Origin of the sequence: Mycolicibacterium insubricum (assembly GCF_010731615.1) — a bacterium.
Lineage (GTDB): Bacteria > Actinomycetota > Actinomycetes > Mycobacteriales > Mycobacteriaceae > Mycobacterium > Mycobacterium insubricum.
The window spans coordinates 2827299-2854020 of record NZ_AP022618.1 but is presented as its reverse complement, the minus strand read 5'-3'; the positions used below and the strand labels follow the sequence as shown (position 1 = coordinate 2854020).

Sequence of the window (26722 nt, the reverse complement as noted above, 5' to 3'; positions counted from 1 at the left end):
CCGCGCCGATGAGGGCCCGCCTCCTACCGTCGCTGGTCCTGTTCGCGGCGGCGTTGGTGCCGTTGTCCGGCTGGTTCTTCGGCGACTGGTCGGGCGCATCCACCCTCGTCGTTTACTGGGTGGAGACGATGCTGATCTGCCTGTTCGCCTGGGCGCGTATTCGCCTGCACCAGCGAAGGGCACCGCGGTACGGCCACTTTCGGTACGTCCCGCCGGAGAGCCCCGCGGGCGCGCAGACCGGTTCGTTCGCCACTGGTTTCCTGACCCGAGCCGTGGCGTTCAGCATCGGTCACGGGGTGTTCCTGGTCGCGGCGCTACTGGTGCTGGCCCGCAGCGGGCATCCTGACATCGCCGAGGTCGATTGGCGCGACGTGGGAATCGGCTGCCTGTCCATCGCGGCATTGCTGGCGATCGACTTCCTGGTGGAACTGCCGACGTTGCGCCGCTGGTCGTTCCGGCAGGTCGAGCTGAGTGCCCAACGCGGTCTGAGTCGGATGGCCGTCGTGCACCTGACTCTCATTCTCGGGCTCGCCGCGATCGCGCTCACCGATATCCCGGACGCGATCTTCGGCGTCTTCGTCATTCTCAAAACCCTTGCGGCACTCGGTGGCGCGTTTCCGCAATGGGAACCGACTGCACCGCCCCGCCGTCTGGCCCGATTGATGAACCGATTGCCCGGCGCAGGACCGGGTATTCGATTCGAAGACGCCTGGGCGGCCGACCAGGGCCGAGAACAGGATCGCCGGGAACGAAACGAAGAACCGTGGGCGATCGCCGGCGAGCAGCCGCGCAGGATCAGCGCGCCGGAGCGCCGAGATACTGATCGAAGAACTCGGTGAGTTTGTCGACCACGATCGGACGGAACTGCTCCCGGTCCCCGTACAGGTCGACGTGGCTGGCGCCTTCCACCCAGAACAGTTCCTTGGGCTCGGCTGCCCGTTCGATGGCTCGCTCGGAATGCACCCCAGTCTCGGCCGCGGTACCCGCGATCATCAGCAATGGGCGCGGCGAGATGTCGGTGATGAACTCCCAGCCGTCCCACTGCGCGAGCAGGTCAAAGCTCTGCACCGCGATCTTGCTGGGAGCGTTGGGATGCATGCAGCGCGGTGTCCGGTAGAAGTCGTAGGCCTCGCGCATCATGCTGCGTCCGGGAGTCTGCTCGGCCTCCTCTTCGGACATCGGGAGCAGGGGGAGCGGCTCGACGGTCCTCCCGTTCGCTGCGTCGGTACGCGCCTGGTTGGACAGCGCGACCTGACCGGCCAGGATCGCCGGGTCCTGACCCCCGAGGTCCGCGCCCTCGCGCAGCATGTCACCGAAGTTGACGGCGCTGATGGTCGCCACCGCCTTGATCCGCCGATCCGTCTGCGCGGCGAACGGGACATAGGCACCCGAGCCGCAGATGCCCAGCGCGCCGATCCGCTCGGGGTCGACGTCGTCGCGGGTGGTCAGGAACGAGACCGCGTCTTTGATGTTCTCGCTGCGGGCGATCGGGTCCTCCAGAAGGCGGGGCTCGCCTTCGCTTTCCCCCTGGTAGGTGGCGTCGAAGACCAGCACCACGAACCCCTTCTCCACGAGGCTGCGTGCGTAGATGGAGGGCGACTGCTCTTTGACGCTGGTCACCGGGTGCCCGATGACGATCGCCGGGTGGGGCTCACCGGTCTTCGGGGTGAAGAGCACTCCGGCGACGTTGAGTCCTTGGCTGCAGAAGGTGACACTTTGTTTCATACGTTCCAGGTTGGCAGCCGCTCCGACCGTCAACAAGGGGACAACCTGTACCCGCTAAAGGCCGGTCCACCTTCGGATGCCATCAGCAGGGCCGGCCGACGGTAACGACCGCCGCGAACGCCGGTTGCCGCAACGGGGATTCCGATATAGTCCGGCCGAGCGGGACTGGTTCAGTCGCAACTCGAACTCCCCACCGGACAACCCGAGAGGACGCTCATGAGGACGACCGCACACCGTTGCACGGCAGCCGCCGCCGGCCTGGCCGCCGTCGCATTGATCGCGACAGGCTGCAGCAAGAGCGAAAGCCACGACCACGAACACGATGCGTCGACGTCGGCCAGCTCCAGCGTCGAGGCTGCAACGCAGTCTGTGACGGCCTCGGAGAACCCGGTACCCACCGAGGTGAAGCTCACCGGGGAGCGGGACGTCGAGGTGACCCTGACCGGCCCGATCGCGGCCAAATACTCGGCCGCGACCGAGCAGGAGAAGGAAGCCCTCGGTAAGCCGCTGACCGGCGACCACAACGCCGGGGCGCGGGAGAGCGGCCTGCTGTTCCAGCAGTTCGAGGGTGGCGTGATCACCGCCAAGAACGACGAGCCGGGCACCCCCGCCTTCATCACCTGGGGCAAGATCCGGGAGGCCTGGAATGTCCAGCGCGACCCGGACGGCACGCCGTCGGTCAACGGTGAGAATGGCTCGGTGGGCCCCCTGGGCGCGCCCACCAGTGATGAGACCACCGAGGGCGATCTGCGGACGACGACGTTCGAGCACGGCAAGATCACCTTCAACACGACGACCGAAGCGGTCGAGGTGACCGTCAACGGCAAGGTCGTGCCGTCCGGGCTGTAACCCGCGGATGATTTTGTCCGCGCAGCCGGGCAGGGGAGTGCGCCGCCAGATTTCGCGACGGTGTCGGTTGGGCAAAGGTACGGCAGCTTAGCCGCTGCGCGAGGGCCGGTAGCACTGCTTTGCCCCTAGTGTTGGATGCCGTGGCGAGACTGGGCAATCGTGTGATGCGCTGGCGGGCAGCGCTTCACCTTGTTGTGTCCGCAGTGATCCTCGCGACGGTCGGGCTTCCGCTCGCTCCGGCAGCGCATGCGGCGGCGCCGGTGGCGACGTTGTCGGTCTCGTCGACGTGGCAGACCGGGTTCATCGGCCACTTCACCATCGTCAACTACAGCACGGTGCCGCTGACCGATTGGACGATTGAATTCGACATGCCGGTGGGGCAATCGGTGTCGCACACCTGGAGCAGCAACATCGCTCAAAGCGGCACGCACTACGTGCTCACGCCGGTGAACTGGAATCGCATCATTCCGCCCGGCGGGACCGCCAAGGGTGGCATGCGAGGCGTGCTGTCCGGCACCTACACACCGCCGTTGAACTGCGTGCTCAACCGGCAATACCTTTGTAGCTAAGTGGCTTACAGCGACAGGTGAAGTCTGAGGGCGTCGTCGAGTCCGCGAAGTTCTGCGGGGGACACGCGCCCGATCAGCCGGGTCAGGCGTTGTACCGCAACCGATCTGACTTGCTCAGCCTGGGCCTTGGAGTCGACGTCGAGACCGCTGGGTCCGCGTGAGATCAAAAACTGGAAGGGATACACCTTCTCGGTGTTGCTGGTCACAGGCACGACGGTCACCACGCCCCGGCCCAACTGGGTCGCGGTGGCATTGGCCCGGTCATTGCTGACGATAATTGCGGGACGCTGTTTGTTCGCTTCGCTGCCGCGGACTGGATCGAGATCAACCCGCCAGATCTCACCGCGGAGCATCGGCGAGTCCATCCCCGATGACGTTGTCCCAGGATTCGGAGTCCTCGCCGGCGTCCCATTCGCCCCACGCCTCGGCATAGTCCTTTTCGAGGTCCGGGTGGCGCAGCATCTGGATCGCCCTTTGTACGCCCGCCGACCTGGACGGCAGGCCGATGCGCGCGACATAGGCATCCAACGTCGAAACATCGTCGTCGGAAAGGCTGACACTGAGTTTCATACCCTAATGCTACCCCGGTAGCCATCAAGGTCAAGATACCGTTGGACCCCATAACGGCTCGATACCCCGCCCTGGAAGGGATGCAATGAGATACCGGGATTCGCCCACGGTTCAGGAGTCCGTGGTCATTGCGGCCGATCCGCAGCGGGTGTGGGAGCTGGTGACCGACGTGACCCTGCCCGCCAAGTTCTCCACCGAGTTGACCGCCGTCGAGTGGATTCACGGCGACACGGTGACGGTGGGGAACCGCTTCCGCGGCCACAACAGCAACCCAGCTCGTGGACAGTGGACCACCGAGTCCCTCGTCGTGGAGGTAGAGGAAGGCCGACGCTGGGTCTGGGACGTGCAGGGAGACGGCGGTCAACCCATGGCGTCCTGGGGTTTCGAGGTTGAACCGGACCGGGGCGGAACGCTGGTGCGGCAGTGGGGACGAATGGGGCCGGGTCGTTCGGGCCTCAGCGAGGTCATCGACCAGAGGCCCGAGAAGGAAGCGCGGATCATCGATCGCCGTCTTGCCGGCTGGCGCGAGGGGATGAGGGCGAACCTGCGTGCCATCGCCGAAATCTGTGCCGCAGAGTCGGATTCGGCCTAGCGCTCTATCCCACGATCGCGCGTGCGGCGCGCTCCGCGATCAGCATGACCGGCGCGTTGGTGTTGCCGGAGGTGATCGCGGGCATGGCCGAGGCATCGACCACGCGCAGGCCGGCAACGCGATACACCCGACAGTCGGTGTCGAGCACCGTACCGGCCGAATGCGGACGACCTTGTGCGTCAAAGGATCCCATCGCGCAGGTGCCCACCGGGTGAAAGATCGTGGTACCGAGTTCGCCGGCCGCCGTCTGCAGATCGTCGTCGCTCACCAATTGCGTTCCGGGCAGCAGCTCCTGCGGGTGGTAGCGGGTCAGGGCCGGCGCCGCCATGATCTGCCGGGTCATCCGCACGCCGATCACCGCGGTTCGGCGATCGGCCTCCGTCGACAGGTAGTTGCAGCAGATCCTCGGGTTGGCCAGGGGATCGGCACTCGACATGCGCACGTGGCCGCGGGAGCTGGGTCGCAGATTGCAGACCGAGGGAGTGATCGCCGCAAACGGGTGCAGAGGTTCACCGAACTTCGGCAACGACAACGGCTGCACATGCCACTCCAGATCGGGGCTGGCCAGCGCCGGGTCGCTCTTGGCGAAAGCTCCAAGGGTGGACGGCGGCATCGTCATCGGCCCCGATCGCAATGCCGCGTACTGAAGCCCCATGCCCGCGCGAGTGATCCAGTTCCGGTACAGCGTGTTGACCGTCGGGACGCCGCGGACCCGGTAGACCGTGCGAATCTGCAGGTGGTCCTGCAGGTTTTCGCCGACTCCGGGCAGATCGACGGTCACCGGCACCTGGTGCTCGGTCAGCAGCCCGGCCGGGCCCAGGCCGGAGAGTTGCATCAGGTGTGGTGAGCCGATCGCCCCGGCGCTCAGGATCACCTCCCGGCGGGCCGCGACGTCGAGGGTGTGGCCGTCTTTGAGCAGCCGCACGCCGGTGGCGCGATGCTGTGCCGTCGTCCAGGCGCCGCGGCGCTGATCGTCGCGGACCTGGTCGTCCATCAGAAGCCGCACGGCCCGGGTTTGGGTGTAGACGGTGAGATTGGGCCGACGGGTGACCGGATGCAGGAAGGCATCGGCCATCGACCAACGACGGCCGCGGCGTTGGTTCACATGGAAATACGCGCTGCCGGCGTTGTCACCCCGATTGAATTCCTCGATCGGGGCGATGCCTTCCTGAGCGGCCGCGGCCTGCCAGGCGTCCAGAACCTTCCAACGCACACGTGGGCGCTCGACGCGGATTTCGCCGCCGGTGCCGTGCCACTCGTCGACGCCGCCGAAGTAGTCCTCCAGCTCCTTGTAGATCTCCAGTGTCTCGCCGGGACTGTCCGGGCCGCCCCAGAGCCACCGCTGGTCACCGGTGGCCTTCGCCCACAGTTCGTAGTCGCTGGCCTGCCCGCGCATGTGGATCATCGCGTTGATCGACGAGCACCCGCCGATGACCCGTCCTCGCGCGTAGAGAATGCTGCGGCCGGCCAGTCCCGGGTCGGGTTCGGTGGTGAAACACCAGTCGGTGCGGGGATTGGCGATGGTGTACAGGTAGCCGACCGGGATCTTGATCCAGAACCAGTCATCCTTGCCGCCGGCCTCGATCAGGAGCACGCGGTGATCCGGGTTGGCGCTGAGCCGGTTGGCCAGCAGGCACCCCGCGCTGCCTGCACCCACGATGATGTAGTCGAACTCAGCGGCGGGGCCCATTGCTTCAGTATTACCCGGCAGCCGCGAGAAGGACCTCGACCCGGATGTGGTGCGTCATGAGGTTCGTCGGATCGACGTGACGGTGGGGCGGTTACAGTAGGTGTACCACCATTTTCTATGGTGGTACACTGAGGCGATGCCGACGGCGCGTCCTCGCTATCAAGTTACGGAAACCGAGCAAGTGGCGCGAGCCCTGGATCGCGCCGCTAAGCGGTGGCCCGGGGAGCCTCGCTCAAAACTGCTCATTCATCTGGTCGAAGCGGGTGCCAACGCGATTGACGAGGACGCCCGCACGCAGAATGCGGACCATAGGTCAGCGGTGCTGGCCAGTGCGGGGCGCTACGGAGAAGCTTTCGATGCGGACTATCTGGACGAATTGCGGGCGGACTGGCCGACGTGATCGTCATTGACGCCAGTGTGCTCATCGCGCACTTGAACCCGAAGGACGCGCACCACTCGAGGGCCACTGAGATCTTGCTGGCGGGAACACCCGGCAGAATGGTCGTGCACACCATCACAATGGCCGAGGTTCTGGTCGGCGGCGTCCGAGTTGGTCGGGGAGTGGCGATGCGTGACGATCTCGATGCGGCAGGTGTCGTGGTTGCTCCATACGATGATGGCGAGCCGTTGCGGCTCGCCGAGCTTCGTGCCGGTACGGGATTGAAGCTGCCGGACTGTTGCGTGCTTGATGTCGCTATTCGCCACCAAGCGCAGCTTGCCACCTTTGACCGAGCACTCGCAGACGTTGCGCAGAAGCGCGGAGTTTCCTTGGCACACAAGGCTGTTCCGAATGTTGACCCCGCGGGATCACGCCGCGATATCGACGAGGTGATCGACCCGTCGTTGTGAGTGGCGTGGCACTTTGTTGACACCGGTATCGAACTCATCAATCCGTGGGATGCGGGGGTGCTCGGTTGACCGTTTACGCTGCAACGGAACGGCAGGAGTTCCTCGGGATCAGATGTTCATTCCAGCGGCTCGGGCGCAAAGGTGACGTCGACTCCGCCCACAGTCATCGTTACCTGACCCTCGATCACCATCACCTGCGCCGAGATTCGTCGCTCAACAGTCCGGGCCAGTTCCTGCACGGATGCGTGCGGTATCCGCACCACCGAAAGGTTGGGTAGTCCTGCCACTTTGGGGCCGACAGTGCGCCACCAGGTGGCCACGCCGGCCGCGAAGGGGAAGAGCAGTACCTGGTCGGCCTGGCTGGCCGCCTTGCCCAATGCGCGTTCGTCGGGCTGCCCGACGTTGATCCACTCGAGGATCCGGCCGGTGTAGTCGGCGAGCTGCAAATCCGGTACACCCGGGGTGGACAGGCCCGCGCCGAACGTCAACTCACCGTCGACGTCGCCGAGTCGGTGGGCGCGAAGCCCAAAAGCCAACAACCGCGCCACCATCCGCTCATCGGTCTCACTGGGGTGCCGGGCCACGGTCAGCGCGTGATCGGCGTAGTAACCGTGATCGACATCGGAGACGCTGAGTTCGACTTTGAACACTGTTGCAGAAAGGGCCACGTCCTAGTGTCCACCCGGGCGGCGCCTCCCGAGCAGCCGGGCCGCTTTGAGTGGTGCCAGAGCGATAGGGGCACAGCATCCGCATTACTGGTAACCCTGCATATTCGATTGCTGCATATTCATGGCATCAGATCCGTCGTCGGCCTCCGCGACGAAAACGCCGTGCCCCATCAAAACGCCGCCAATTCAGGACGCGCGACAGGGAGCCGATGAATGCTGGTCATGACGCAAATACGCGAGCGGGTGAACATAAGCCGTTGGCTGAGCGCGCAACCGCAGATAGCGTTTGTATCGCCCACAAATCAAAGCCCTCCTGCCGATTACCGGTTCAATCCAACTTCGTCGCGTGTACTTCAGGTTTAGGACGATGGGCGATGTTGCGCAGTAGTAATCTTCCTAGTACGCCTGTCGCGGCTTCCAACACGTCTTGGGCGAACTCTCTGAACGCTTGTTGAGCTATGTTCGCAAATCCGACCGGTGTCGCCGACCAGTCTCCCTCCGCGAGCGCGCTGGCCACAGCCTCCTCGGCTTCGTGACGCTGACCCGCAGCTATATATGCGCCGGCTACTGCAGCCCAGGCCCGACTGCGGGCGAGGGGCTGATCGAGGAACAGCTCGAGTTGCATCTCGGCCTGCCTGAGGAGATTGACGCGGCGCCTTTGCTCTTCCGGATCCCGAGCTGCGCCCTCTGCAACTATTGCCAATGCCAAAGTTCTTGAGTCGAAGTCGACATTGTTCAGGCTGTGCATGGCGACGAGCGCGAGGTCAATCTTTCCCAGGTATGCCCAGCCGCGGATGAGACACAGCAGTATTTCCGAATAGCCCGGATCTGAGATGATCTCGTGGTGCACGTCGACCTGCATCGCCAAGGCCGAACACCGATCGGTATCGCCGATTGCCGCGAACGCGGCCATGGCTTGGGCATAAACCCGAATGCGCGGTATCAGGGGAAATTCAGCCGAGATCGTTTCAGCACGGATAGCCAAGCGTCGCACCGTTTCCTGGTCCGCAGTTGCTGCGAGTTCCTCCGCGGTCACCGCGATCGCGAGGGCGGAAAGGTATGTGTCGCTTATCGATTCCGCCAATTTTATCGCGCGCTTTGCCTTGCCCGCTGCGGCGAAAGCGCGCGCGACGTCGACGGTGGCTCGATGGCGCGAGCTACTGCGGTTAGTCGGCAGTACGACGGACAACTCCTCCGCCGCCTCGGCGGCCTTAAGAGCACGTGCTGAGGCGCCAACGGCGGCGCATCCTTTCGCGATTGCGCCGAGACCTGCCACCCACCAAGTGATGTCTGATCGTGCGCGCCCGATGTCCTCAGCCTCAAGCAGTAGCTGGCGAGCACGGTCCATGTCGCCCATCACGGTCCATCCCAGCGCAACCGACGCCAGAATCTTTGGTCGCTGAGCTATGAATCGCTTGGCTTGCGCCTCAGCATCGATCAGGAGCGAGGTTGCCCGTTCGGCATCCGCCACTGCTAGCCATCCGCTGACAACGGCTTGGAGTGGGAGACCGTCGTGAGCGAAACCTTCTGCCAGGCCTTCCGACAGAGCCCCACGGACCGCATTGTCGGCAGCCGCGACGAGCGAACCGGCAGCGTTTGTGTGGCCACCGGCACCGGCTATGACTGCAGCGGACGAAAGCTCCCTTGCACGTACACCGTCCCAGCGTATGGACGATGCAAGCAAGACAGCCCTATCCGCAGCGTCGATCGCCGCCAATCCCGCCATGACGCCGACAAGGACATCTTGTCCTACGGCATCGATATTAGTTTGGGCTAGCTGAGCCGCGTCGTCCCATGCACCGGCGGCGACATAGGCCGCGCCGGCTTCCAGCATTGCTGCATGTCGCCGCACCGGATGGGAAAGCTCTTCGAGACATGCAAAGGCATCGTTCGCGGCTTGAAGGGCACGAGTAACTTCACCAGCTGCTGCCAACGCCTCGGCCGCGTCGCGAAGTAAATTGGTGCGGTAAAGCAACGACCGCTCCTTCGTTAGCGCTCGCTCATAAGCCCACTCAGAAAACTCCCGCGCCCGCGATTCGTCTATGGCCATCCACGCTTGCGCAACGTATCCGAAGTCCTCTTCCCCGTCAGCTTGAGCGAACGAAGCGCGGCAGGCCGATTCGGCTTGTTCGGCCAGCGTGCGAGCGTGGTCGGTCTCGCCTACCGATGCTCGTGCGCGAGCTGCTAGGGCGAGCAGTCGGGCTCGTCGCGGCTCTTCCTCATCAGCGAACTCAAGTGCGCGAGCTGGGTCGACCGCAGCAATTGCCGATGCGACTTCGATGCGGCTCGCTCTGCTCATGATGAAGTCGGTCATCGAATCCACTACGATGGCGGCCCATTTCAGCTCGCCCAGTTCAAGGAAGGTCGTAACGAGAAGTCTCTGAGCTTGATTCCGACTGGTGTCGTCTGCGATCGACTGAGCTTGTCCGATCGCACGGCCTCGGGCACCAATCCGCGCCCACGCGGCAGGGAGATCGGAAGGAGTGTCAGCATTTCGATCAGATAATTGTCCGAGGTGCAACGCGAGCCTCGCCATCAAAAGCAGGTCGGGCCTGCGTTGCTGACGAGCGAGGCGGAGTGCCGCCTGGAGTTCGGAGATGGCGCCCGCATCGGCGCCGGTGACAATGCGAAGGCAACGATGCCGGCTCTCGTCGGCAGCGAGGGCGCCGAGCCTCTCCGAATCCTTACGAGATAGCAGCAGCCGAGGATAGCCGTGCAGCAGGTACATAGGTGTGTTCTTCGGCCAGCCAAGTTCTCGGTACCAAGCCGCCCAGTCGTGAAGTTCTTGACGGTACTCAGCCAGTTTTGCCTCGCCGAGCGCGTTCGCAGCCTGCGTTTGAAGTTCATCATGTGCTAGCAAGATAACTCGATCGTCTGCGTAGCCGGGATTAGAACGGTTCTCGAATGTGCGCGCATATTGGCCGATCGCCAACTCCTCGACCTTGTAGGGCTCTAGGCCGGTGAGATCGTGGAGATCGGTCGCAGTAAGGCCTCTTGCAGTGACTACCAAACCCAGCAGGTGACGGATCGACTCCGATCCGTCTTTGAGAATCCCTTCCCTGAGTTCCCATTCAGCCCGGCGTTGGACTTCCAGCGCCTCTTCGGATGGCTCAAGGTTCCGTATGCGACACCGGAGAAGTGGGTGATCATCATCGAGATAGTCAGGTGGCAGCTTGGGATGTTCACGGCTAGTGACGATCACCTTTACTCCAGGCGGAGGCCGCTTGGGGAGCTGCGCTGCGATGCCTTTTCCCTGAGCCTCATCAAGACCGTCGACGACGAAGACCAACTTTCGATCTCCTGCCACGCAGACATCGGCGGCGTCACGCAGTAGTTGTCGGAAATGAACCTCCTCCCAACCCATGACCGGCGAAGTTGTCTCACCGACAAGGTCCGCTAGCTGCTCCGACATCGCCTTCGTAAAGGCTGCACCGCTGGCCTGACCTTCGAGGCGCCGGGTGATAAAGAACGAAACCACCTCCATGCCAGGCGGCGGATGCAAGACGAACGTGGCCATAAGAGCCGATTTTCCTGACCATGGAGCGCCACGCCACCACACATACGTTTCATCACCGCGACAGAAGGCCTCAAGCTCGGCCAACTCGACGTCACGTTTCTGTAGTTGTTTCGCCTCCATATCGCGCACTTGTTCGATATATGCCGATCTGCGCGGGAAACGTCTGTTGATCGGCTGTCTCCCCACAAGTTCGGGGAAGTAGGCGACTGCGATGTCCCTGGCGTTCTGTTGGAGTAGCCGATGCCGGATTTCTGAGCCATTCCATAGCGCTACGTCGATCGCGTGGCGTTGTCCCATTCGCTTTGCCCACCCGTCGAACCACTTTTGTTGATCGGGGGACAGGATGCATGGGACGCACAGCGTCCACCTCTCGATGACAAACCCGCGCTGACCAGCGTCTTCCACAATGCGATTGAATGACGAACGGACCTGAGCCTGTGGATCTGGGGTGTTCCACTTCAGCACGAACTTTGACTGCCACACACTCAGGGCTCCGTTGAAATCACCGACAAAAGTGTCGACGCCCCAGTCTCTGCCGCCTGGTCCCTCGACCGTAGAGGCATTGGGATGGTCAAGCTTGACCAGATCGGTCACGAGCAATTGAAACTTGTGACGCGCTCCGCTCTTTGTCTCTGCATCCTCTTCAAATCGGCGGAAGAGAAGCTCTGGCTCCCGCAACATCACGTCGCCTCCTCTTTGTGCCGACAAAAGGGTGTCGAGCTAGTGCCGAACAGTCTTTGTTGCGCATTCAAATAGCCCCGGCGCAGGCCTGAGCGATCGCGATAGCGATCTGCGCAGCGACATCTGGGTACTTCAGTTGCCTTAGTGAGTGCGCATACCCGAACGCTAGTGTTGCGCGAGGGGACCCGACTTCATCTGCCCAAGAACGGCATTCACTGGCAAACGCTGACAGTGGACTCGACCCGTAGCATTGAGAAATGTCGGGCCAGGACTGCCAGTCGATCGATGAGCCAATTGCGTTATCGCGAGCTGGACCCTCGACGTGGTAGATCAAACTCAGTTCCAAGGTCACAGGGTCTACGGGCGCGTGCCCGAAACCAACATCACCAAAATCGATCAGTAATGGCTGGCCTCGCCTGTCTACGAGGATGTTTTCCCCATGCATGTCGCCGTGAGTGATTACTCTCGGCATCTCGATCTCGAGTTCCTCGATGACGTCAAGTCGGTCGCCAAGTGGTTCGGGCCTGGATGTCACGTCGTCCGAGGCCTTCTCGCGCCGCAACTCTCGCAGAGTGATCATATTCGTCGCGGGGTTATCGTACCAAGGAGCCAACTTGTCGCGGAGATGTGAAACTACGCGTGCGGCCTCCGACGGATTCTCTCGGAGCAATCGAAAAACTGATTGATAACCATCACCAGCTAACGTAGAAATAAGGCCAGATTGCTTACGGAGGCCCGCGGAAATAGACATCACCGTGGGCGCGAAGACGCCAGGGGCTAGCCGGCTGGCAACAAAATTTCTGTAGCGCTCGAATTCATCAGCGGCGTCCTCGAATGGGAGAACCTTCAAGATAAAGTTTGCTGCAGCTTGACTTTGTGATTCTAGGCGTACGCGGCCAACCGTGGCTCCCGACAGGCCCGAACTGGATTGGACGTTGGCTGCACTGTGGTTCGTGTATGAAGCGTATGTCTGCACCGCCCGCACGAACGCGGGGTTCACGTCGTTGTCGTTATGGACCACGCAAGCGATATCCAGCGTCGCCAGAGCTTCTACGAACTCCCTCACGACGTCCTCTAGGCGGAGGGGGTCGTCTTTATCCACTAGCTGCACCATTGGATGAGCGCGCAGGCCAAAGATGTCACTAACTCCACCTGCCGATAGGCGCCGGCGAGTTGCGTCTGAAGTTCTGAATCCGGTAAGGAACACCAAAGGAGTACCAGGACAAACATCGCGAGCGACAGCGTGGACCGCTAGACCGTGGCTTTCGTCAATATCCACGCTTTGGGAATTCGGTGGTATGCGAATATCGCAAATGATTAGATCATGGTCATGCTGACGAATTTCATTGATAGCAGAGTCGCGGTCACCCATCACTACTACCTCTACTGATTCATCCACTCTCCGAATAGAAGTGATAGCTAGTTCCGCACTGGTATCTTCGTCCTCCACTAACAGGATCTGCATGCTCATGCAGTCGTCACCTCCTTTGGGTGCAGGCTCCAACGAATTTCACACACTGTTCCTCCATGCTCGCGTGGCTGCAGCCTGATTGATCCGCCGAACGAATGTACAGCCCGTTGAGCGATCGGCAACCCCCATCCAAAGTGTTTCTGTTTCGACTTCTTCGTGATACCTGGTTCCCATACGCGGTCACTCGCTTCAGGTAGGCCGACGCCGTCATCCAAGACGGCCACCCAAGCATCTTGCGAAGTCGCCCCGCAATTGACAACAACCTTCGTTTGAGTTGTCTCGCTAGCCTCCACAGCATTTCTAAGTGCGTTGCCCAATGCCAGTTTCAGCAAATCTGGATCGCCACCGACCACCACCGGATCAGTACGCGTTGGAAGTACCTGCTTGCCGGAAAAGCCTTGTACTGCAATCTCTTCGACAACCAGGTCGGCAAGATCAAACTCCCTTATTCTCGGAGCAGCTGCGGCGTCATGAAGCGTCTGGATTGCACCGAGCAATTCGCGCAGCCGGGCCAGACCACGTCCCGTGTCGGATTGCTGGTAGTCGCCACCGACTTCGTACCGCGCCGCTGAATCGACCGCTCCGACGAGCGGTCGTATCTCGTGCAGCAGAGTACGAGTGACGTCCTGGATGGCGTCAGCACGAATGTCCTCCAAATCGCCTGCAGCTGGCACCGTAATCCAACCCTCGCCTGTACTTGCTGCGCCCGCATCGGATTCCCATTTTGCGATCGCCCGGTCGAGCGCAGCACGCACCCAGGAATCCGATTCTGTTCTTCGAATCCGCCGGATCGTTCCGATGCTCTCGGAGAGGTCACTACCAACTAGTTCGCGCGCCGCAGCCAAACGGATAGACGGGTTGTCGGACCGAAGGCCGGACATCGGGTCAGCGGTCATTAGGCCACGACGCCGCGCCAGCTGTCCCGTAGAAAGCGGAACGGGCTTCGAATGCTTCTATCCCGCCCTCCATTACGCGGGTGATATGTCGTACGGTCTCAGCCTCGTCTAGCGTCCCTTGGTGCACCGCGTAGCCGTGTCTTCCATCGGACTCCATGACTATGACTTGGTCCGCTTCGCCTAGAACGGGAATGTTTGCGTTGTGGGAGGAAAAAATAATCTGATCGACTGGGTTTCTGCGACGCAATGAGTTCACCAAGGTGGACGCAATAAAGGCATTGTCCAAATGATCCTCCGGCTGGTCCACTACTAGTGGATCGCCGTGCGTGCCTAGCAAGATCGGTAGAACAACGGTGCAGCGCTGCCCAATTGACAGCTGATCACTAGACTTGTATTCCGGTCCATCCAGTAGATACAGCGACACACCGTCCTCGATGGTGGCACTAATAATCCTTCCCAGGCCTGGTCCCGACAGATTCTCGATTACAGATTGCGCGCGATCTCGTCTGATGGAGAGAGTTGATGCGAGCGCTTCGACGTCGGATGATTCCACCCAGTGAGCGAGCTCTAACGGACTGACTTCTCGCGCGAGTTGCGGGGCTAACGTGTTGTAGTGGATTCCGCTGCCGCGTAACGCCGCGGCAATTGCCGAGCGGTAGTCATCTACGTTCTCAGATCGGGTAAGCCTGATTTGAATCGTCGGAGCAAGTGCGTGGCTGAGATCCGATGCAATCGATGTCCGCTGTTCGTAGATCTCGCTTCGTCTGCGATCAAGACTCCTGTAAACAGCATCCCGCTGTTCGACTAGGTCGAGATAGTGGGTGCGACGTTCCTCCAGGACATTCCGGAGCGCTTGGAGCCGCCCACGCTTCTCCTCTAGCGATGCCACTAGCCTCGATGCCTGACCGATGCCCTTCTGAACCGCTTCCAACCGCTGACGCAGCTCGCGACTCTGAACATCAACGCTGCTTTTCAGGGATAGCGTCGCTCGGTTTGCGTCGTCGATGCCTTCGGCCAATCGGGCGACAGCTTCGGCCGCTGAGTTGAGCGCCCGGGACACATCGCTCACGAACGAACGGCGTTGGGAAATCGGGTCGTTTCCAGCATCGGATGGCCAATCGCGCAGCAGCGTTCTGGTCATGCCGGACAACTCCTCGAGAGCTTGCCGGAAGTCGGTGACCCGGGATTCCTCCGCTAGAAGGATCTGCTCGCGGTTCGCGATCAAGCGGCTAGTTTCTTGCAGGCGTTTGAGGTCAGTTTGTTGGACGTCGGTAGCGTCAGAAGCCCCCAACACCGCTTGCTGAGCCTCCTGTGCCAAGGCGAGTTCCGCTTCAACGGCGCCCAGCGATTCGATTTCGTCCGCAATCGAACTGCCCTCCGCGATGATCGCTGCGATCTCAACGGTCTGGCTACGAAGCTGCGATTGGAGTGAATCGAGCTTCCGCTGATCCATCTCGTTAGTCTTGCGGAACCTATCCAATAGGCGTAGTCGACCAGAGGCTTGGGCGCCGATCGCTTCCACTTCATTCTGAGCAAGCACTGTGCAGGAGATCTTGGTGGATTGAGTCCGACTGAAGTGCCCTGCTGCAGATCGGGTTATCTCAAAGCGGCTGTCTTGGTCGCGCACAGTGAGTGTTACCGCGCCGCCATCCAAGATCGCAATTGCTTGCTGAGATCCACGGGCAGCTGCATCTTCAGTGAACGCCTCTGCATTCGTGCAATACCTGATCAACTCGATTATCGAGGTCTTTCCGGTACCACGCGCACCGATGATCACGTTGAGTCCGGTGTCGAATCGGAGATCCAATCCCGCCAGGAAGCCCTCTGACTCGACCTGCAATCGTTCTATATACACGTAATCATCCAGCCTCTCAACCTGTATGGGCCCCTTTGGGTTTGCGTTGCCTTAGCCTGCAGGTCGCGCGTAGCGACCCCAGGGTTGCGCTGCCAGAGTCGCGTGCCTATGCAGGACTTGGTCGCTATAGCCGAGCATCTCGGCCACCACAGGAGCGGGAACTGCGTCACTAGTTCTCGTAAGGCGGTGTTCCGCGCCCCTAGAAGATCAATCCCCAGCTCCCTAAGCCGATCCATCAAGGTGTTCGGGTGCAGGTGCTCGCCGGGTCGGTATCCAGGAAACAGCCACGGGTTGTTATTGGCCCCGCCTGTACGAAGATTCGGTCTGCCGCTGATGTGACGCCTAAGCATCTCGGCGAATGGCTCGGGCACGGGCGATGGTGTCACCCCAAGTTCGAGGGACAGTCCATCCGGCGCGACAAGCACCTTGCTCATCGGAATGGCTGCGACCTTCACGAGTGGCTGGGCGTAGAGGAGTAGCAGCGTTCCAGCGATGCGGTAGGGGAGCGATTCGTTGTAGCCGGACAGAAGTTCGCGAATCCACTCACGCCGCTGGTCTTGTGTGAAGACTCGGACCGTTTTGGCCTGACGGTGTCCGAGCGTGATTGATCGGTTCACCCGCATCCTTTTGCACCAAATGATGGACGTCCGGATGAGGTGCCGCGTTGTTGGACCTGTGGTGACGCAGAGGTCCACATCTTGCTGTGTGCAGTTGGCTGTCGTTCGTCCGTGTTGGGCGCGAAGCCACTCGAGGAACTTCAGTGCTTCTGTGATGTCCTGCTTCGAGGCGTGAACGGGCCCTCGGGTTGAAACCCCAGAAAGTGCTAAGTCGTTGATTCGCCTGAGGTGGTGCCAGGTGGCGAATTGCCTGATTGGCGTGGCGATCTCGGGATCTGAGACTGGGTGGAGCTTGTCTTCGATCCACCGCTCGAAGTAGGCGAGATACCTGTCACGTGCGGGAATTACGTCATGGTGCTGCAGGATGGCCCGTAGGTGGTCGACGTGCCGGCCCGCGGGCTCGTACTGGTCCAGGCCGTCGTGGGTGAGGGGAGTGGTGCCATCTCCGAGGGAGCGTAGGAGTCCTTGAACCTTGTCCGATCTTTTCCACGTGATGATGCTCTCGGCGCGATTGGCTGCGCACAGGGCGTCGATGAGTTGTGTGAAGCTCGCGGGGGAGTCCGGGTGGAGGAACGCCCGCTCAAGGTCTTCGCGGAGGCTGCAACGTGCGCATACGTTGCCGCGGTAGGGTCGGCGTTCCTCGTTGCACGACCTGCAATAGAAGTTCTGGCGGATACGCGCACAGTCTCGACACACGGGTTGCTCGCCGATGTCCAGCCGGCCGGGCAGGAGGCGGTGAAATCCGCAGCTGGGGCAGTCGCCGTAGAGGCTGGTTGCTTCGTAGTAGCAGGAATTGCAGATGCGGCCGTCTCGCCATGTTGCTGCCGTGCGCCGTATCTCGCGGTGGCAGCGAGCGCATTCCATTGATCCGTCGGTGACTTTGGGTCGTCCGCGGACGGTGTTACGGCGCTGCGGTTCAATCGTCATCGCTGAGGATCCGAGCACGTTTGGGGCGGATGGCCTTGTTGAGTTCGACGACGTTTTCTCGGCCGGCGCTAGCGGCTTTCTTGCGGGCGTCGGCAGCGGTGACCGTGACGAGATCTTCTGGGCCGCAGTCGAAGATGTCGCAGAGCGCAGCGATGAGTTTAAGAGAGACTCGTTCGGGGCGTTGGTGGACGAGCCGGTAAACCTGGGGCCGTGACAGCGTGATGCCGCGTTCATTCAATCGTGGGATGAGGTCGGTGCTGTTGTGCATCTGGTTGCCCGCCATGAGTTCGGCGAGGCGCCATTGGTAGTCGACATCGCGTTTCATCCGGCGTCGCCGTTCTGGTTCGGTTGTAGCGCAGCGGCGATGGTGGCATCGAGGGCGTTTCGCAGTGTCCTAGTGCGGTAGTCGCTGCTAACACAGCTATAGATCGCTGTGGTGGATGCGTGTTCATGACCCATTTGGTGTTGGACGAACATCGCGTCCCAGCCCGCTTCGAGCAGGTGGGTTGCGTAGGACCGGCGGAACGAATGGAGGTCGAGCCCGGGCGAGAGGTCCAGATCGTGGCAGTAGCGTCGGAATCGCCTGATGAGTGTGGTCTCCGAAACTAGGTTTCCGCGTTCACTCGGGAACAGGTCGATCCCGTCGTCCATATGGTGCTGGCCATTCTCCAGCCAGTCGACCAGTACCTCTGGTGTCCAGTCGAAGACTGTCAGGACACTGCGCTGCTTCGGCGGGGAGCCCTTCTTCGCTTTGCCGTATCGCACATGAACGAGCCCAAACTTTCCAAATTCCTTCGCGTGGGGGTTCCTCGCGAAATCGACCGTCTGCAGATGGGACAGTTCGTTGAATCGCAAACCATACGCGTAGGCGAACTTGAACATCACGGCGTCGCGGTAGGCGGGCAGCCAACCCTTTCTGCCCGAAGCTACGACGGCAGATACCTGCTCATCGGCATGGTCGAAGAAGTCTTGAAGTTCCCGCTTGGTGAATGCGCGCTTCTCGGGTTGAGCCTCGTTCTCCTGGACGTGTCGAGCGGTGTTCCAGTCGAAGAAGACCTGGGACGGGTGGGTCCCGAACAGTTCCTCGCATACGCGATCCCATCCGTAGTCCGGATTACTGACGTAGGAGCAGAACAGTCGCAGGCCGACCTGATACGAACGGATCGACGACTGGGCTAGCTTATGGATACCGCGAAGGTCACCGAAGAACTCGTCGACCATCGCGACGGTCCAGGTCCAGGGGAACTCGTTCGAGTGCTCGATGAAGCGCTGCACCTGCTTGATGCGGCGGTCGATAGTCCCGAACTGCAGATTGCGGCTGAGCTGCTGGTTGCGCCAGCCCTGGAGCATCTCCGTGACCGTTTGTTCTTCAGGGTGCAGAGGCCTGACTGAGCTGACCAGATACGCGCGTCCGACGTCATCGACTGCCACCCGAAGCCCCCGCTCATCTGGTATCAACAGATGAATCAATGATTCATCTGTTGCATCATCAAGTCAAGACCCCAGGTCAGCGTGTCGCTCCCACCGGCCGCGGATGGGTCCACACTGTTGGAGCCGGCGCGGACCGCGCCTAGGTCCTGACTGCGGAAAGTCCTGCGCACCAACCGAAAACGATGGAAGGAGCGGCGGTCAGCAAGGAGGGGGATGCTGATTCACCTGATGCAATATGCAGTGGTTTATCTGACATAATGTGGCTTATCGGTACTTTACCGACCAGCAGGTTTGGATCCACCCAGGTCAAGCAGCATGGATGTCCCTGTCCGTTCCAGGACTTGTTGATAGTGATCCGCGATTACCTGCGAGCTGTCCGATTCGGCCCCTGATTCCGCGAAAACCTGACAGTGCCCCGTTGACGCAGGTCGCCGCTCGCGGATGCGCCGTAGACGGCGACCGAGCTCCGCCTGTGCCGACCGTATTCCAGGATTAGATGACAGTGCCGGACTGGCGAAATGTTCCCCTAGGCGCGATCTGCAAATACATGAGAGCGCCGGACCGTGCCGCTATCGAGCCGCGCCTAGCACCGTCCGCCGCCACCCGGATGGCTGCGGTAGATACGTCACAGTGACGATACTCCCTCGTGGTCTCGACGACGTTCCGGTGGCACTCGGCGTGGTCTTGCTCGAAGCAGAGCAAGGCAACCACACCACCATCCAAGAGTTCGCAGACGTGTGCAAGAGCGTCCGTCGCGTCGGTGGTGTCGAGGACCTCGCGGTATCTCATCAGGGACTCGGGCTCACCAGCTCGGAACCCGGCGCGGTTGTCCCTCGGGTTGCCCAGGGCGCGGTGGTGAACGTAGTCGATACCGGCGGCACGAAGGGCCTCAGCGAGCTTTGTCTTGGACAGACCAGGCTTGCGGCTGAGCGGAGTCAGCCGTACGTCGACGAGAACGCGAACGCTCCGTTCGAGCAGCTGGGCGACCAGATCATCGACTGTCTTCCCCTCGTAGCCGATGCTCACTAGGGTGCCGGTGGCGGCGATATGCATGGCGGTGTCAGCGGTGCCCATGGTTCCTAATGGTGCACCACAGCCCAAAGCCTGGGGCAGTAACCCCGCGGGTGTGCGATAAAACCGTGATCGTGGTGGCGACCCTGTCCCGGGCGATGGAGCGGATGTGGGACGCCGTGTCCTACCGCGGCTCTACGATCCCCTGCATGAGCGTGACGCGGCAGAAGTGATCAAGGTCATCAATCGGTCCGTCATGTATGACCTTGTTGACGTGTTATCGCGCGTCACAGTCGGGAGTACCTGAAAGCATTGCGAATGTTCTGCGTGAAGTACTGCCCCACGCTGCTCGCTCCCATCAGCCCTTGATGCATGGAGCCTGGAACGTCAAAGTACTGATACAGGGAGCCGTCTTTGAACTCAACTTCAAGCGTCATGCTTGCCTCATCGTACCCGACCGAGTTCAAGTTTGAGCTCGAAACGAAAGTGCGTTCCATGTGGCTATTTCTCTCCTGTGTTATTAGCGATTGTGCGGATTACTCGACGACTATGAGGTGTTAAATGCCGCCACGCCCAAGCAACATCTGCGTAATCCTGTGGAAGTCGCGGCGCATCCCAGCCACCCGGAAGCCTCCGGCCGACCACATCTGGATCGGAGCTGTCGGGGCGGGTCAGGTTCGAAGACTCGATGACTACTCGTGTAGGAAGCTTCACAATGTCACCCGTTATAATTGCTTCGCCTGTGCGGAGAACCGGAACGGCGTCGAAGAGTCCGGAGAGGTTGTCCGGAAGACTGGAACGGACTAAAGTCCGATCCGAGGTATTGCTGAGCCGGAGGACAACGAAAGATCCGATCTGCGACAAAACGGTCGCCCTGATTTCACTCGGCCGTTGGCTCACTATCATTGTTCCGACGCCGAACTTCCGCCCTTCCTTGACGATTCTCTCCACGATTTCTCCGGCGGCGTCCTTGCTGTCGTTGAGGTAACGGTGGGCTTCTTCGAGCACGATGAGAAGTGGACGCTCTCGACCACCTTCCGAGAGCTTCCTTGCCCAAATTAGTGCTTCGTAGAGCAGGCGCAACAAGACGCTGACGATTCTCTGAAGCACTTGGTTGGGAACGCCGGAGAGATCAGCGATTACTACCGACTCCTTGGCTCCGAGCCAAGTCTCCAGGAAGTCGCCAAGGTCGCTCGACACTTCACCTGTCGAGTCGTCGACATCCCACTTGCCCGGTCGGAACAAGAAATTATATCGAGGATCGCGCAGTCTTGCTCCAAGAGAGTTGGTTTGGCGCCGCACGTTGATAGCTGCTCCACTCAAAAATATTTTGCTCGGGACTGTCGGCTCAAAGGTGGGGGGCGACACGGATTCCGCATCGCCTATCAGCGGAACTCCGGACTTATCTGTTGCGTATGCGCGGGTTGCGTCCGTTTGTGCGTTCGATTGAACTGTGTGAGTAGCGAAGTGCATCTCATGAAGCGTGAGCCATAGCTGGCGCACGCTAAACGGAACCGGAGTGTCTGCTGTCACCCCGTTTGGGTTCAATCCCAGTTCAGGATGGTTCCTGACGTAGGTTCTCTTGGACTCGATAACCATCTGCTGGATTGTCGTTGCAGAGTTATCATCCACCGTGCCGAGTGAAAGGTACAAGAAGTCCTCGAAGGGTAAGGCCCAGTAAGGCAGGCAAAGTTGCTGCCGGTGCTTATTACCTTCGGTGATCGCGAGTTCATCGGCATCCACCTGCAAACAAAGTGCAGACCCTCCGAAGGCATGGCCATACTCGCCATGCACGTCAATCACAAGAACCCGAGATGAGGGGAATCTGTCGGAGGCAGTGAGTCCGTGGAGTATGGCCGATACCGTTGTTGATTTTCCGCTACCTGTGCTGCCGACGACTGCGGTATGCCTGTTTACGAGCTTTGTTACATCTACGAGGGCTGGTAAGTGGGGCGCGTTAGCCACGTGGCCGATACGCAGAGACTTGGCTTCGTCCTCCACGCGGTACAGAAGGCTCAGGTCATTGGCAGTCACGAGAACGACTCGGTCCCCTATTGATGGGTAGCGCGCAACTCCGCGCTCAAAGGAGCCGTCGCGGTGTGCTTCGCCGAGCAGCTCAAGGCGTAGCCACGGGCGCCCGGGGACGGCACCACTGATCGCTTCCTCGTCGTGTGCGGTCGATCCGACTTGAACAACGATCGCGAAGAGGTCGACTAGCCCCAAAGGGATTCTGACGTACGCTCCGACTTGTCCAACAAAGTAGGCATGGCCTTTCGAGAATGTGAGTCCGGGTGCTGCTTCAGGACGTACCGCGGCGGTAATCGTGTCGCCTTGGACATTCGTAACATCAGCGATGTGAGTCGGATCAACCATGATCCTGCACCTCAACTTCGATGTGCGCAGAATCCCCGGTCAGGCCTTGGAGGAAGGCGCCAAATGCTACGAAATCTCCGAGATCACAGGTCCGAGCTTCCTCGCCGGCTTCGTCATCGCGTGCAGCCCAAGCCCCTCGGCTCCCGCCGATAATCGCTGAATCTTGCGCAAGAAGCACTAAGTTATGGAGGCCTGACGCCATTTTAGCCGCCTCAGGGTAGTCATCCAAGGGGCCGTAGAGCATGGCGTGAACGCTTGCAGTGGGATTCGCGCGTAGAGATTGATCTATGACCTCATTAATATGTTGGTCCCGATAAGAGAAACCGCAGCTCACTAGAATCGCGCCGGGTTTACGCAAGAATACCTTCAATCTGTCCATCATCGCGAGATATGGAAGACGTCGACTCTGATCATACTTTAAATGACTCGGGTAGACCAGAGCGGAATATTTGTCGTCTATTTTTGCGGGGCGTCGAATTACATTTCCAGACTCATCTTGAGACCAGTTGATGGAGCCATGCAGTTTCCAAAGGAGAGTCCAACGGGAGGGCAAGTCGTCTTCTTCGATCGCTTCAAGATCGAAGATGGGTTCATGCGAGCCCATGAACCCATCGAAGTAGGCGACCCTGTGACGTTCAAATGCTTGCTCCATCAACAGGTCATAGTTGGTTGTGAACACCTGAGTCGGCGTCAGCCTTCGGACAGCGCGGATCCATAGAGCCAGAGATAAGTACGGATTATCGTTCTGCGGCAAGTCAACGTTGACACGCTCTCTTACTACTCGGCATATTGCGGAGTCGAGGGCTTCTAACGTGGCCTTCTCGATTCCTCGAACGGGCAGTGCTCCAGGCAGGGTCGCGATTGCGCGGACGTAATTGAGGATCGCTTCGAGGTTTCTGCGCTCACTCTCGTCGAGGTGGCTGACGAGAGCTTCTATAGCGGTGCGGTAATCCTCGCTCACATCGCTGAGCACAAAGGCTGTAAGCGCTTCCAGTCCAGGAACGAGAGGTTGTTCGCCTATCCGAATCGACATCGGAGCGCCCGCACCAAGAAGTATCCCGATAGGTTTCTTCTCTTGTTCAAGGGCTGCTCGCAGGTAGTCGACTTGTTGCGCTAGCGGGTGAGTTTTGGTCAAGATTTGAGTCTCCGAATTCGGGATTGGTGGACGGGAGTGCTGGCTAAATCAAGCGGAGAGCCGGACGTTCGTCTGCGTCGCCGAGCATGCGACGAACCTGCGATGGTTTCCAGGCAAGCTCTTGAGCTAATGAGGTAATGGTGACGCCGTTCACCTCTGCCAGTTCGACGGCCCGGCGAAGAAGGGCAGGTACCTCGCCCGGGAACTGATACACGGGCTGGGTTGCGATCACGCCCTGCTCCGAGAGGTAGTTGAGGCGGATGTACGCTCGGCGAGCTGTGGCGTCAGACAGTAGACCGACCTCTCTGCACCTGTAGATCAGTGACTTGATTGATACGCCCCACTGTTCGCTCAGGCGGTTCAACTTGCGGAAGTCGATCCGTCGAGGGAGAAGGTCATGGATGACCAAGCTGGGAGTTAGGAACTCGGCGGCGAATCGATCCGCTTCCCTCTCTAGTGCAGGATCTCCACCAGCGAGTTCTCCGTGCAAGACGAGATGACCGAGCTCGTGCGCAGCGGTAAATCGGTGCCGATAGATGTCGTTTGCGCGGTCGGGTGACAGGACGATGATCGGTCGCGACAGCGACAGAGTGGAGAAGGCATCGATGCGCGCGACCTCGTTCTCGGCGAAAGGCACCAGTACAGTAACGATGCCCTGGTTCTCGATAGTGCGTACGAGATGCGCGATCGGTTCCGTGCCCAGCCGCCATGCTTTTCGCAACGCTCTTGCTGCCGCCACCGGGTCGCTGGGGAACGCGCCAGGTTCAATTTCACCGCCGCCGAAACCAGGAAGGTTGACTGGGGGTAGTCGAACATGTTTCTCAACGGCATGCATCAGTTCCCATAGTTGTTCGGTGTAGGAAATGGCCTTGGCTCGTTGCTTTGCCGTCGTCGCGCGAAGGCTTCGGAAGAACGCATCTGCGGCTTCTAGTCGAGCGAGCGGCCGGCCCGCTGCGAAGAACTCACGAGGAACATCAAGCTCGCGCGCAAGGATCGGTATTAGGTCAGCTCTGGGTGGGGTGGCACCGGACTCGTATTGCCCGACGGCGGCGGCAGATACGCCTAGTGGTTCTGAAAGACTTTGCTTCGTACGCAGCGCGAGCTGCCGAGCTTGCCGCAAGCGGTCACCGTCGAATGTTTTGGCGATGTCGTGATCACTGATGGACGCCGACTGCTGACCCCTGTCACTGAAGGTCATCCACAGCACCTTCAGTTCCCGTGCTAGCTGCAGTTTCGGCGTCGGCATCCTGGGTCGACGGCTCGCCGGGTGCGCGCAAGGTCAGGTCGCTATCGGGAAGCGGCGCGTCATCAAATCGCCCGGCTGCCTCGTTGAGGCCTGTCAGCGCGACTCCCTCACCATCGAGAAGGTGTAGCTGCAGTTCCTCGCGGTAGTGCCACGTAACAAGCCCGGACGAATCAAGAGTTGCCTCACCTGCATAGACATGCTGAAGACCGCCGCGGGCGGACACGTCGTAGGCCACCAGCGCTACTTGAGTGGCCGAGGCGAAGGAACCGTCCTTGACCGCGGCATTTAAGTCGCCGGCCAAGCAGTAGTCGAACTCCAGGTGCTCCTGCACGCCGGAGTCAGTTCCGCTTTCGAGCGAGAAGACTCGACGGCGGAAGTCTGAGTGTCCCAACTTGATCCGATCAGCCCCCGACGATCCTCGACCGCACTTCGCAGGGAACACCAGAGTGCCATCGAAGACGACGAGGTCATAACGGCTGCCGGTGGGCCGTATGACCTCGCGCCCGGGCAGGAACGCCAAGTGTGCTGCAACCTCCTCCGGCAAGATCACCCAAAACGCCCCATAGGCCTCGTTCGAGGTGAGTTGACTTCCGGCTTTGGCGTCGAGGGCGCGCTCATGAGCTGTGCGACCAGCCTTCGCGAGGGCGAGTATCACGTTCTGGCTGTGCTCGCCGAAGTGATCCGTGAACCACCGTGAGGGTTCGGGCAGCTCGTTCATAGACGATCCTTACGCTAGGCGACGCCCTAAACCTAACATTCAAACTTTAGTTAATGACGCAGATCGATCATTTTCGCTTTCGCGAGTGTCGTGTCTCGCGCGCATCTCGACCGTCAACAGTGAGGCGACTCGAAATGTCGTCCGCGGTCTGCCGTCGCGGGGAGATCTGGGCGCTCAGCTGTAGATGACTGCGGATGTCGCCATCGAGACGGTCGTAGTTCGAGAACGGCATCGACGACATCGGCGTCATGCTATGCGTCAAACGCAACTCGTTCGACTTCAGCGCCTTACAGATGCCACCCCATGCTGGCCAGTAGCGCTTGCGATGCCACCGGCGCACCGGCCGCCCGCCAGGCTTCACCTCAACCGAGGTCGGGCAATCGAGTGGGAGGACTCTGCGGCCGGCGATGATGTCAATCCCGCAGTTGGGCCCGGACGAGATAGCGCGATCCGGCACTGTCATGCTCCCCTGGAAACTATCCGCCACTGTCAGGCCTTCGCCGGACACATCCGGCTGGGCCGTTCCGCAATCAATTGAGAGTGAGCTGGTCAGCCCTCCCTCGCACTCTCAAGATGTCCCGGATCGGACAGTCCCGCTTTTCGTTGCCCCTCTGTCGCGCCGACCCGGAGAACTTCGCTGCCCTTATGTGCATCTGATTGATGACCGCCGGCGTTCGGGCCCAGTGCCTGTTGGCGGTCACGCGGCGTTCCGTTGCCCGCCGCGGTATGGCTTGGAACGCCCGACACCGGCCGAGCCGCGCCGGCCCTCCCCTGTCGCCCGCATCGGTTGAACGTGGCGGATACGTCACTGTGACGAAATATCTTGGTCGAGCTCTGTTCGGCGATCGCCGTGGCTAGTCGCCGATCGGGTCGACGCTTGGCCATCGGGCGGCGCTGCGTGTCACCCGGCGAACGGATCCGCAATTGGAAAACCTAGCGAGACAACGTCCGACGCGCGGAGTACGAACACCCTCCCCGACGCAAAGCCCAAGGGCCCCATTCGATCATTTTCTCACTGTGACGATTTCCGTCCCGCCGGCTTCTCTCCAGGTCCCGCCCCCAATAGACCCGCCGCCCGGTGTCGATCTCCATCCCATTGGCCCACAGCCGCGGTGGGTCCAACGTCGCGTCCTCCCGCCCATAGATCGCGTAGCCGTAGTTCTCCCCGGGAGCATGGCCACCCGCGCTGCTCATCCCGCAGTCGGTGAGCTCCGGGCGGATGACCCGCTTGTCGACCAGCCACGTCAGGAGGCGATGCTTGAGCTCGTCCGCTTCGGCGTCGGTGACATCCACATCGCACAGCGTTTGCGCGTAGTCACCCATGAGAGTTGA

General features: G+C 60.7%; 24 protein-coding genes. 6 read left to right on the top strand and 18 right to left on the bottom strand.

Features of this window, described 5'->3' with window-relative positions; genetic code table 11:
* The first annotated feature begins 8 nt into the window (after positions 1 to 8).
* Positions 9 to 839 (top strand): DUF6498-containing protein, encoded by an 831-nt coding sequence (locus G6N16_RS13550; RefSeq protein WP_220096807.1) that lies wholly within the window; start codon positions 9 to 11, stop codon positions 837 to 839.
* On the opposite strand, the gene G6N16_RS13545 is transcribed toward G6N16_RS13550, so the two are convergent.
* Positions 796 to 1725, bottom strand: coding sequence for an alpha/beta hydrolase (locus G6N16_RS13545; RefSeq protein ID WP_083032155.1), 930 nt, complete (start codon positions 1723 to 1725; stop codon positions 796 to 798). The genes G6N16_RS13550 and G6N16_RS13545 overlap by 44 nt on opposite strands.
* A 216-nt stretch (positions 1726 to 1941) precedes the next feature.
* On the opposite strand from G6N16_RS13545, the gene G6N16_RS13540 reads away from it, so the two are divergent.
* Entirely contained in the window at positions 1942 to 2574 is a 633-nt protein-coding gene (locus tag G6N16_RS13540) for an LGFP repeat-containing protein (protein ID WP_083032154.1), read from the top strand.
* Positions 2575 to 2714: 140 nt separating this feature from the next.
* The gene (locus G6N16_RS13535; protein WP_083032172.1) at positions 2715 to 3143 is read left to right on the top strand and encodes a cellulose-binding domain-containing protein; all 429 of its coding nucleotides are present in this window, start codon (positions 2715 to 2717) and stop codon (positions 3141 to 3143) included.
* 5 nt (positions 3144 to 3148) lie between these two features.
* On the opposite strand, the gene G6N16_RS13530 is transcribed toward G6N16_RS13535, so the two are convergent.
* Positions 3149 to 3496, bottom strand: coding sequence for a type II toxin-antitoxin system PemK/MazF family toxin (locus G6N16_RS13530; protein WP_083032173.1), 348 nt, complete (start codon positions 3494 to 3496; stop codon positions 3149 to 3151).
* Positions 3483 to 3713, bottom strand: coding sequence for an antitoxin (locus G6N16_RS13525; protein WP_083032152.1), 231 nt, complete (start codon positions 3711 to 3713; stop codon positions 3483 to 3485). Before G6N16_RS13525 ends, G6N16_RS13530 begins: the two co-directional genes overlap by 14 nt.
* Positions 3714 to 3798: 85 nt before the next feature.
* On the opposite strand from G6N16_RS13525, the gene G6N16_RS13520 reads away from it, so the two are divergent.
* Positions 3799 to 4305, top strand: coding sequence for an SRPBCC family protein (locus tag G6N16_RS13520; protein ID WP_083032150.1), 507 nt, complete (start codon positions 3799 to 3801; stop codon positions 4303 to 4305).
* Positions 4306 to 4309: 4 nt separating this feature from the next.
* Here G6N16_RS13520 and G6N16_RS13515 read toward each other — a convergent pair whose 3' ends face one another.
* Complete coding sequence (locus G6N16_RS13515; protein ID WP_083032149.1) at positions 4310 to 5995, bottom strand: GMC family oxidoreductase; 1686 nt, start codon at positions 5993 to 5995, stop codon at positions 4310 to 4312.
* Between the two features lie 136 nt (positions 5996 to 6131).
* Between G6N16_RS13515 and G6N16_RS13510 the strand changes: the two genes are divergently transcribed.
* Positions 6132 to 6395, top strand: coding sequence for a hypothetical protein (locus G6N16_RS13510; RefSeq protein ID WP_133052969.1), 264 nt, complete (start codon positions 6132 to 6134; stop codon positions 6393 to 6395).
* Positions 6392 to 6844, top strand: coding sequence for a type II toxin-antitoxin system VapC family toxin (locus tag G6N16_RS13505; protein WP_234805929.1), 453 nt, complete (start codon positions 6392 to 6394; stop codon positions 6842 to 6844). The genes G6N16_RS13510 and G6N16_RS13505 overlap by 4 nt, the downstream gene beginning before the upstream one ends.
* A gap of 116 nt (positions 6845 to 6960) precedes the next feature.
* Here G6N16_RS13505 and G6N16_RS13500 read toward each other — a convergent pair whose 3' ends face one another.
* From G6N16_RS13500 to G6N16_RS13435, 14 genes are all read right to left on the bottom strand, one after another.
* Complete coding sequence (locus G6N16_RS13500) at positions 6961 to 7512, bottom strand: YaeQ family protein (RefSeq protein ID WP_083032145.1); 552 nt, start codon at positions 7510 to 7512, stop codon at positions 6961 to 6963.
* Between the two features lie 328 nt (positions 7513 to 7840).
* Positions 7841 to 11713 carry a P-loop domain-containing protein gene (locus G6N16_RS13495; RefSeq protein ID WP_133052968.1) on the bottom strand — a complete coding sequence of 1291 codons (3873 nt, stop codon included), beginning with the start codon at positions 11711 to 11713 and terminating at the stop codon, positions 7841 to 7843.
* 64 nt (positions 11714 to 11777) lie between these two features.
* Entirely contained in the window at positions 11778 to 13181 is a 1404-nt protein-coding gene (locus G6N16_RS13490; protein ID WP_083032139.1) for a phosphotransferase, read from the bottom strand.
* The gene (locus G6N16_RS13485; protein ID WP_083032137.1) at positions 13178 to 14077 is read right to left on the bottom strand and encodes a sensor histidine kinase; all 900 of its coding nucleotides are present in this window, start codon (positions 14075 to 14077) and stop codon (positions 13178 to 13180) included. The genes G6N16_RS13490 and G6N16_RS13485 overlap by 4 nt, the downstream gene beginning before the upstream one ends.
* Positions 14067 to 15917, bottom strand: coding sequence for an AAA family ATPase (locus G6N16_RS13480; protein WP_163787882.1), 1851 nt, complete (start codon positions 15915 to 15917; stop codon positions 14067 to 14069). Before G6N16_RS13480 ends, G6N16_RS13485 begins: the two co-directional genes overlap by 11 nt.
* Positions 15918 to 17465: 1548 nt before the next feature.
* On the bottom strand, positions 17466 to 17801 hold the full coding sequence (locus G6N16_RS13475) for a helix-turn-helix domain-containing protein (protein WP_083032134.1): 336 nt from the start codon (positions 17799 to 17801) through the stop codon (positions 17466 to 17468).
* Positions 17798 to 18907, bottom strand: a complete 1110-nt coding sequence (locus tag G6N16_RS13470) for a tyrosine-type recombinase/integrase (protein ID WP_083032133.1) — start codon at positions 18905 to 18907, stop codon at positions 17798 to 17800. The genes G6N16_RS13475 and G6N16_RS13470 overlap by 4 nt, the downstream gene beginning before the upstream one ends.
* Before the next feature lie 492 nt (positions 18908 to 19399).
* On the bottom strand, positions 19400 to 19981 hold the full coding sequence (locus tag G6N16_RS13465; RefSeq protein WP_234805928.1) for a DUF488 domain-containing protein: 582 nt from the start codon (positions 19979 to 19981) through the stop codon (positions 19400 to 19402).
* A gap of 224 nt (positions 19982 to 20205) precedes the next feature.
* A complete protein-coding gene (locus G6N16_RS13460) occupies positions 20206 to 20415 on the bottom strand; it encodes a KTSC domain-containing protein (RefSeq protein ID WP_083032131.1) in 210 nt (69 codons plus the stop codon).
* Positions 20416 to 20419: 4 nt separating this feature from the next.
* Entirely contained in the window at positions 20420 to 22291 is a 1872-nt protein-coding gene (locus G6N16_RS13455; protein ID WP_083032130.1) for an ATP-binding protein, read from the bottom strand.
* Complete coding sequence (locus G6N16_RS13450) at positions 22284 to 23426, bottom strand: SIR2 family NAD-dependent protein deacylase (protein ID WP_133052967.1); 1143 nt, start codon at positions 23424 to 23426, stop codon at positions 22284 to 22286. The genes G6N16_RS13455 and G6N16_RS13450 overlap by 8 nt, the downstream gene beginning before the upstream one ends.
* Before the next feature lie 43 nt (positions 23427 to 23469).
* Positions 23470 to 24624, bottom strand: coding sequence for an XRE family transcriptional regulator (locus G6N16_RS13445; RefSeq protein ID WP_197913105.1), 1155 nt, complete (start codon positions 24622 to 24624; stop codon positions 23470 to 23472).
* Positions 24611 to 25390, bottom strand: a complete 780-nt coding sequence (locus G6N16_RS13440; RefSeq protein ID WP_083032127.1) for a hypothetical protein — start codon at positions 25388 to 25390, stop codon at positions 24611 to 24613. The genes G6N16_RS13445 and G6N16_RS13440 overlap by 14 nt, the downstream gene beginning before the upstream one ends.
* Positions 25391 to 26323: 933 nt before the next feature.
* A complete protein-coding gene (locus G6N16_RS13435; protein ID WP_083032125.1) occupies positions 26324 to 26713 on the bottom strand; it encodes a hypothetical protein in 390 nt (129 codons plus the stop codon).
* Positions 26714 to 26722 lie beyond the last annotated feature (9 nt).

Bases quoted from the DNA above. Each gene is read 5' to 3' on its own strand.
- G6N16_RS13550 (WP_220096807.1), top strand. From the start codon at position 9: ATGAGGGCCCGCCTCCTACCGTCGCTGGTCCTGTTCGCGGCGGCGTTG.
- G6N16_RS13545 (WP_083032155.1), bottom strand. From the start codon at position 1,725: ATGAAACAAAGTGTCACCTTCTGCAGCCAAGGACTCAACGTCGCCGGA.
- G6N16_RS13540 (WP_083032154.1), top strand. From the start codon at position 1,942: ATGAGGACGACCGCACACCGTTGCACGGCAGCCGCCGCCGGCCTGGCC.
- G6N16_RS13530 (WP_083032173.1), bottom strand. From the start codon at position 3,496: ATGCTCCGCGGTGAGATCTGGCGGGTTGATCTCGATCCAGTCCGCGGC.
- G6N16_RS13525 (WP_083032152.1), bottom strand. From the start codon at position 3,713: ATGAAACTCAGTGTCAGCCTTTCCGACGACGATGTTTCGACGTTGGAT.
- G6N16_RS13520 (WP_083032150.1), top strand. From the start codon at position 3,799: ATGAGATACCGGGATTCGCCCACGGTTCAGGAGTCCGTGGTCATTGCG.
- G6N16_RS13515 (WP_083032149.1), bottom strand. From the start codon at position 5,995: ATGGGCCCCGCCGCTGAGTTCGACTACATCATCGTGGGTGCAGGCAGC.
- G6N16_RS13510 (WP_133052969.1), top strand. From the start codon at position 6,132: ATGCCGACGGCGCGTCCTCGCTATCAAGTTACGGAAACCGAGCAAGTG.
- G6N16_RS13490 (WP_083032139.1), bottom strand. From the start codon at position 13,181: ATGAGCATGCAGATCCTGTTAGTGGAGGACGAAGATACCAGTGCGGAA.
- G6N16_RS13485 (WP_083032137.1), bottom strand. From the start codon at position 14,077: ATGACCGCTGACCCGATGTCCGGCCTTCGGTCCGACAACCCGTCTATC.
- G6N16_RS13475 (WP_083032134.1), bottom strand. From the start codon at position 17,801: ATGAAACGCGATGTCGACTACCAATGGCGCCTCGCCGAACTCATGGCG.
- G6N16_RS13465 (WP_234805928.1), bottom strand. From the start codon at position 19,981: ATGGGCACCGCTGACACCGCCATGCATATCGCCGCCACCGGCACCCTA.
- G6N16_RS13460 (WP_083032131.1), bottom strand. From the start codon at position 20,415: ATGGAACGCACTTTCGTTTCGAGCTCAAACTTGAACTCGGTCGGGTAC.
- G6N16_RS13455 (WP_083032130.1), bottom strand. From the start codon at position 22,291: ATGGTTGATCCGACTCACATCGCTGATGTTACGAATGTCCAAGGCGAC.
- G6N16_RS13445 (WP_197913105.1), bottom strand. From the start codon at position 24,624: ATGACCTTCAGTGACAGGGGTCAGCAGTCGGCGTCCATCAGTGATCAC.
- G6N16_RS13440 (WP_083032127.1), bottom strand. From the start codon at position 25,390: ATGAACGAGCTGCCCGAACCCTCACGGTGGTTCACGGATCACTTCGGC.
- G6N16_RS13435 (WP_083032125.1), bottom strand. From the start codon at position 26,713: ATGGGTGACTACGCGCAAACGCTGTGCGATGTGGATGTCACCGACGCC.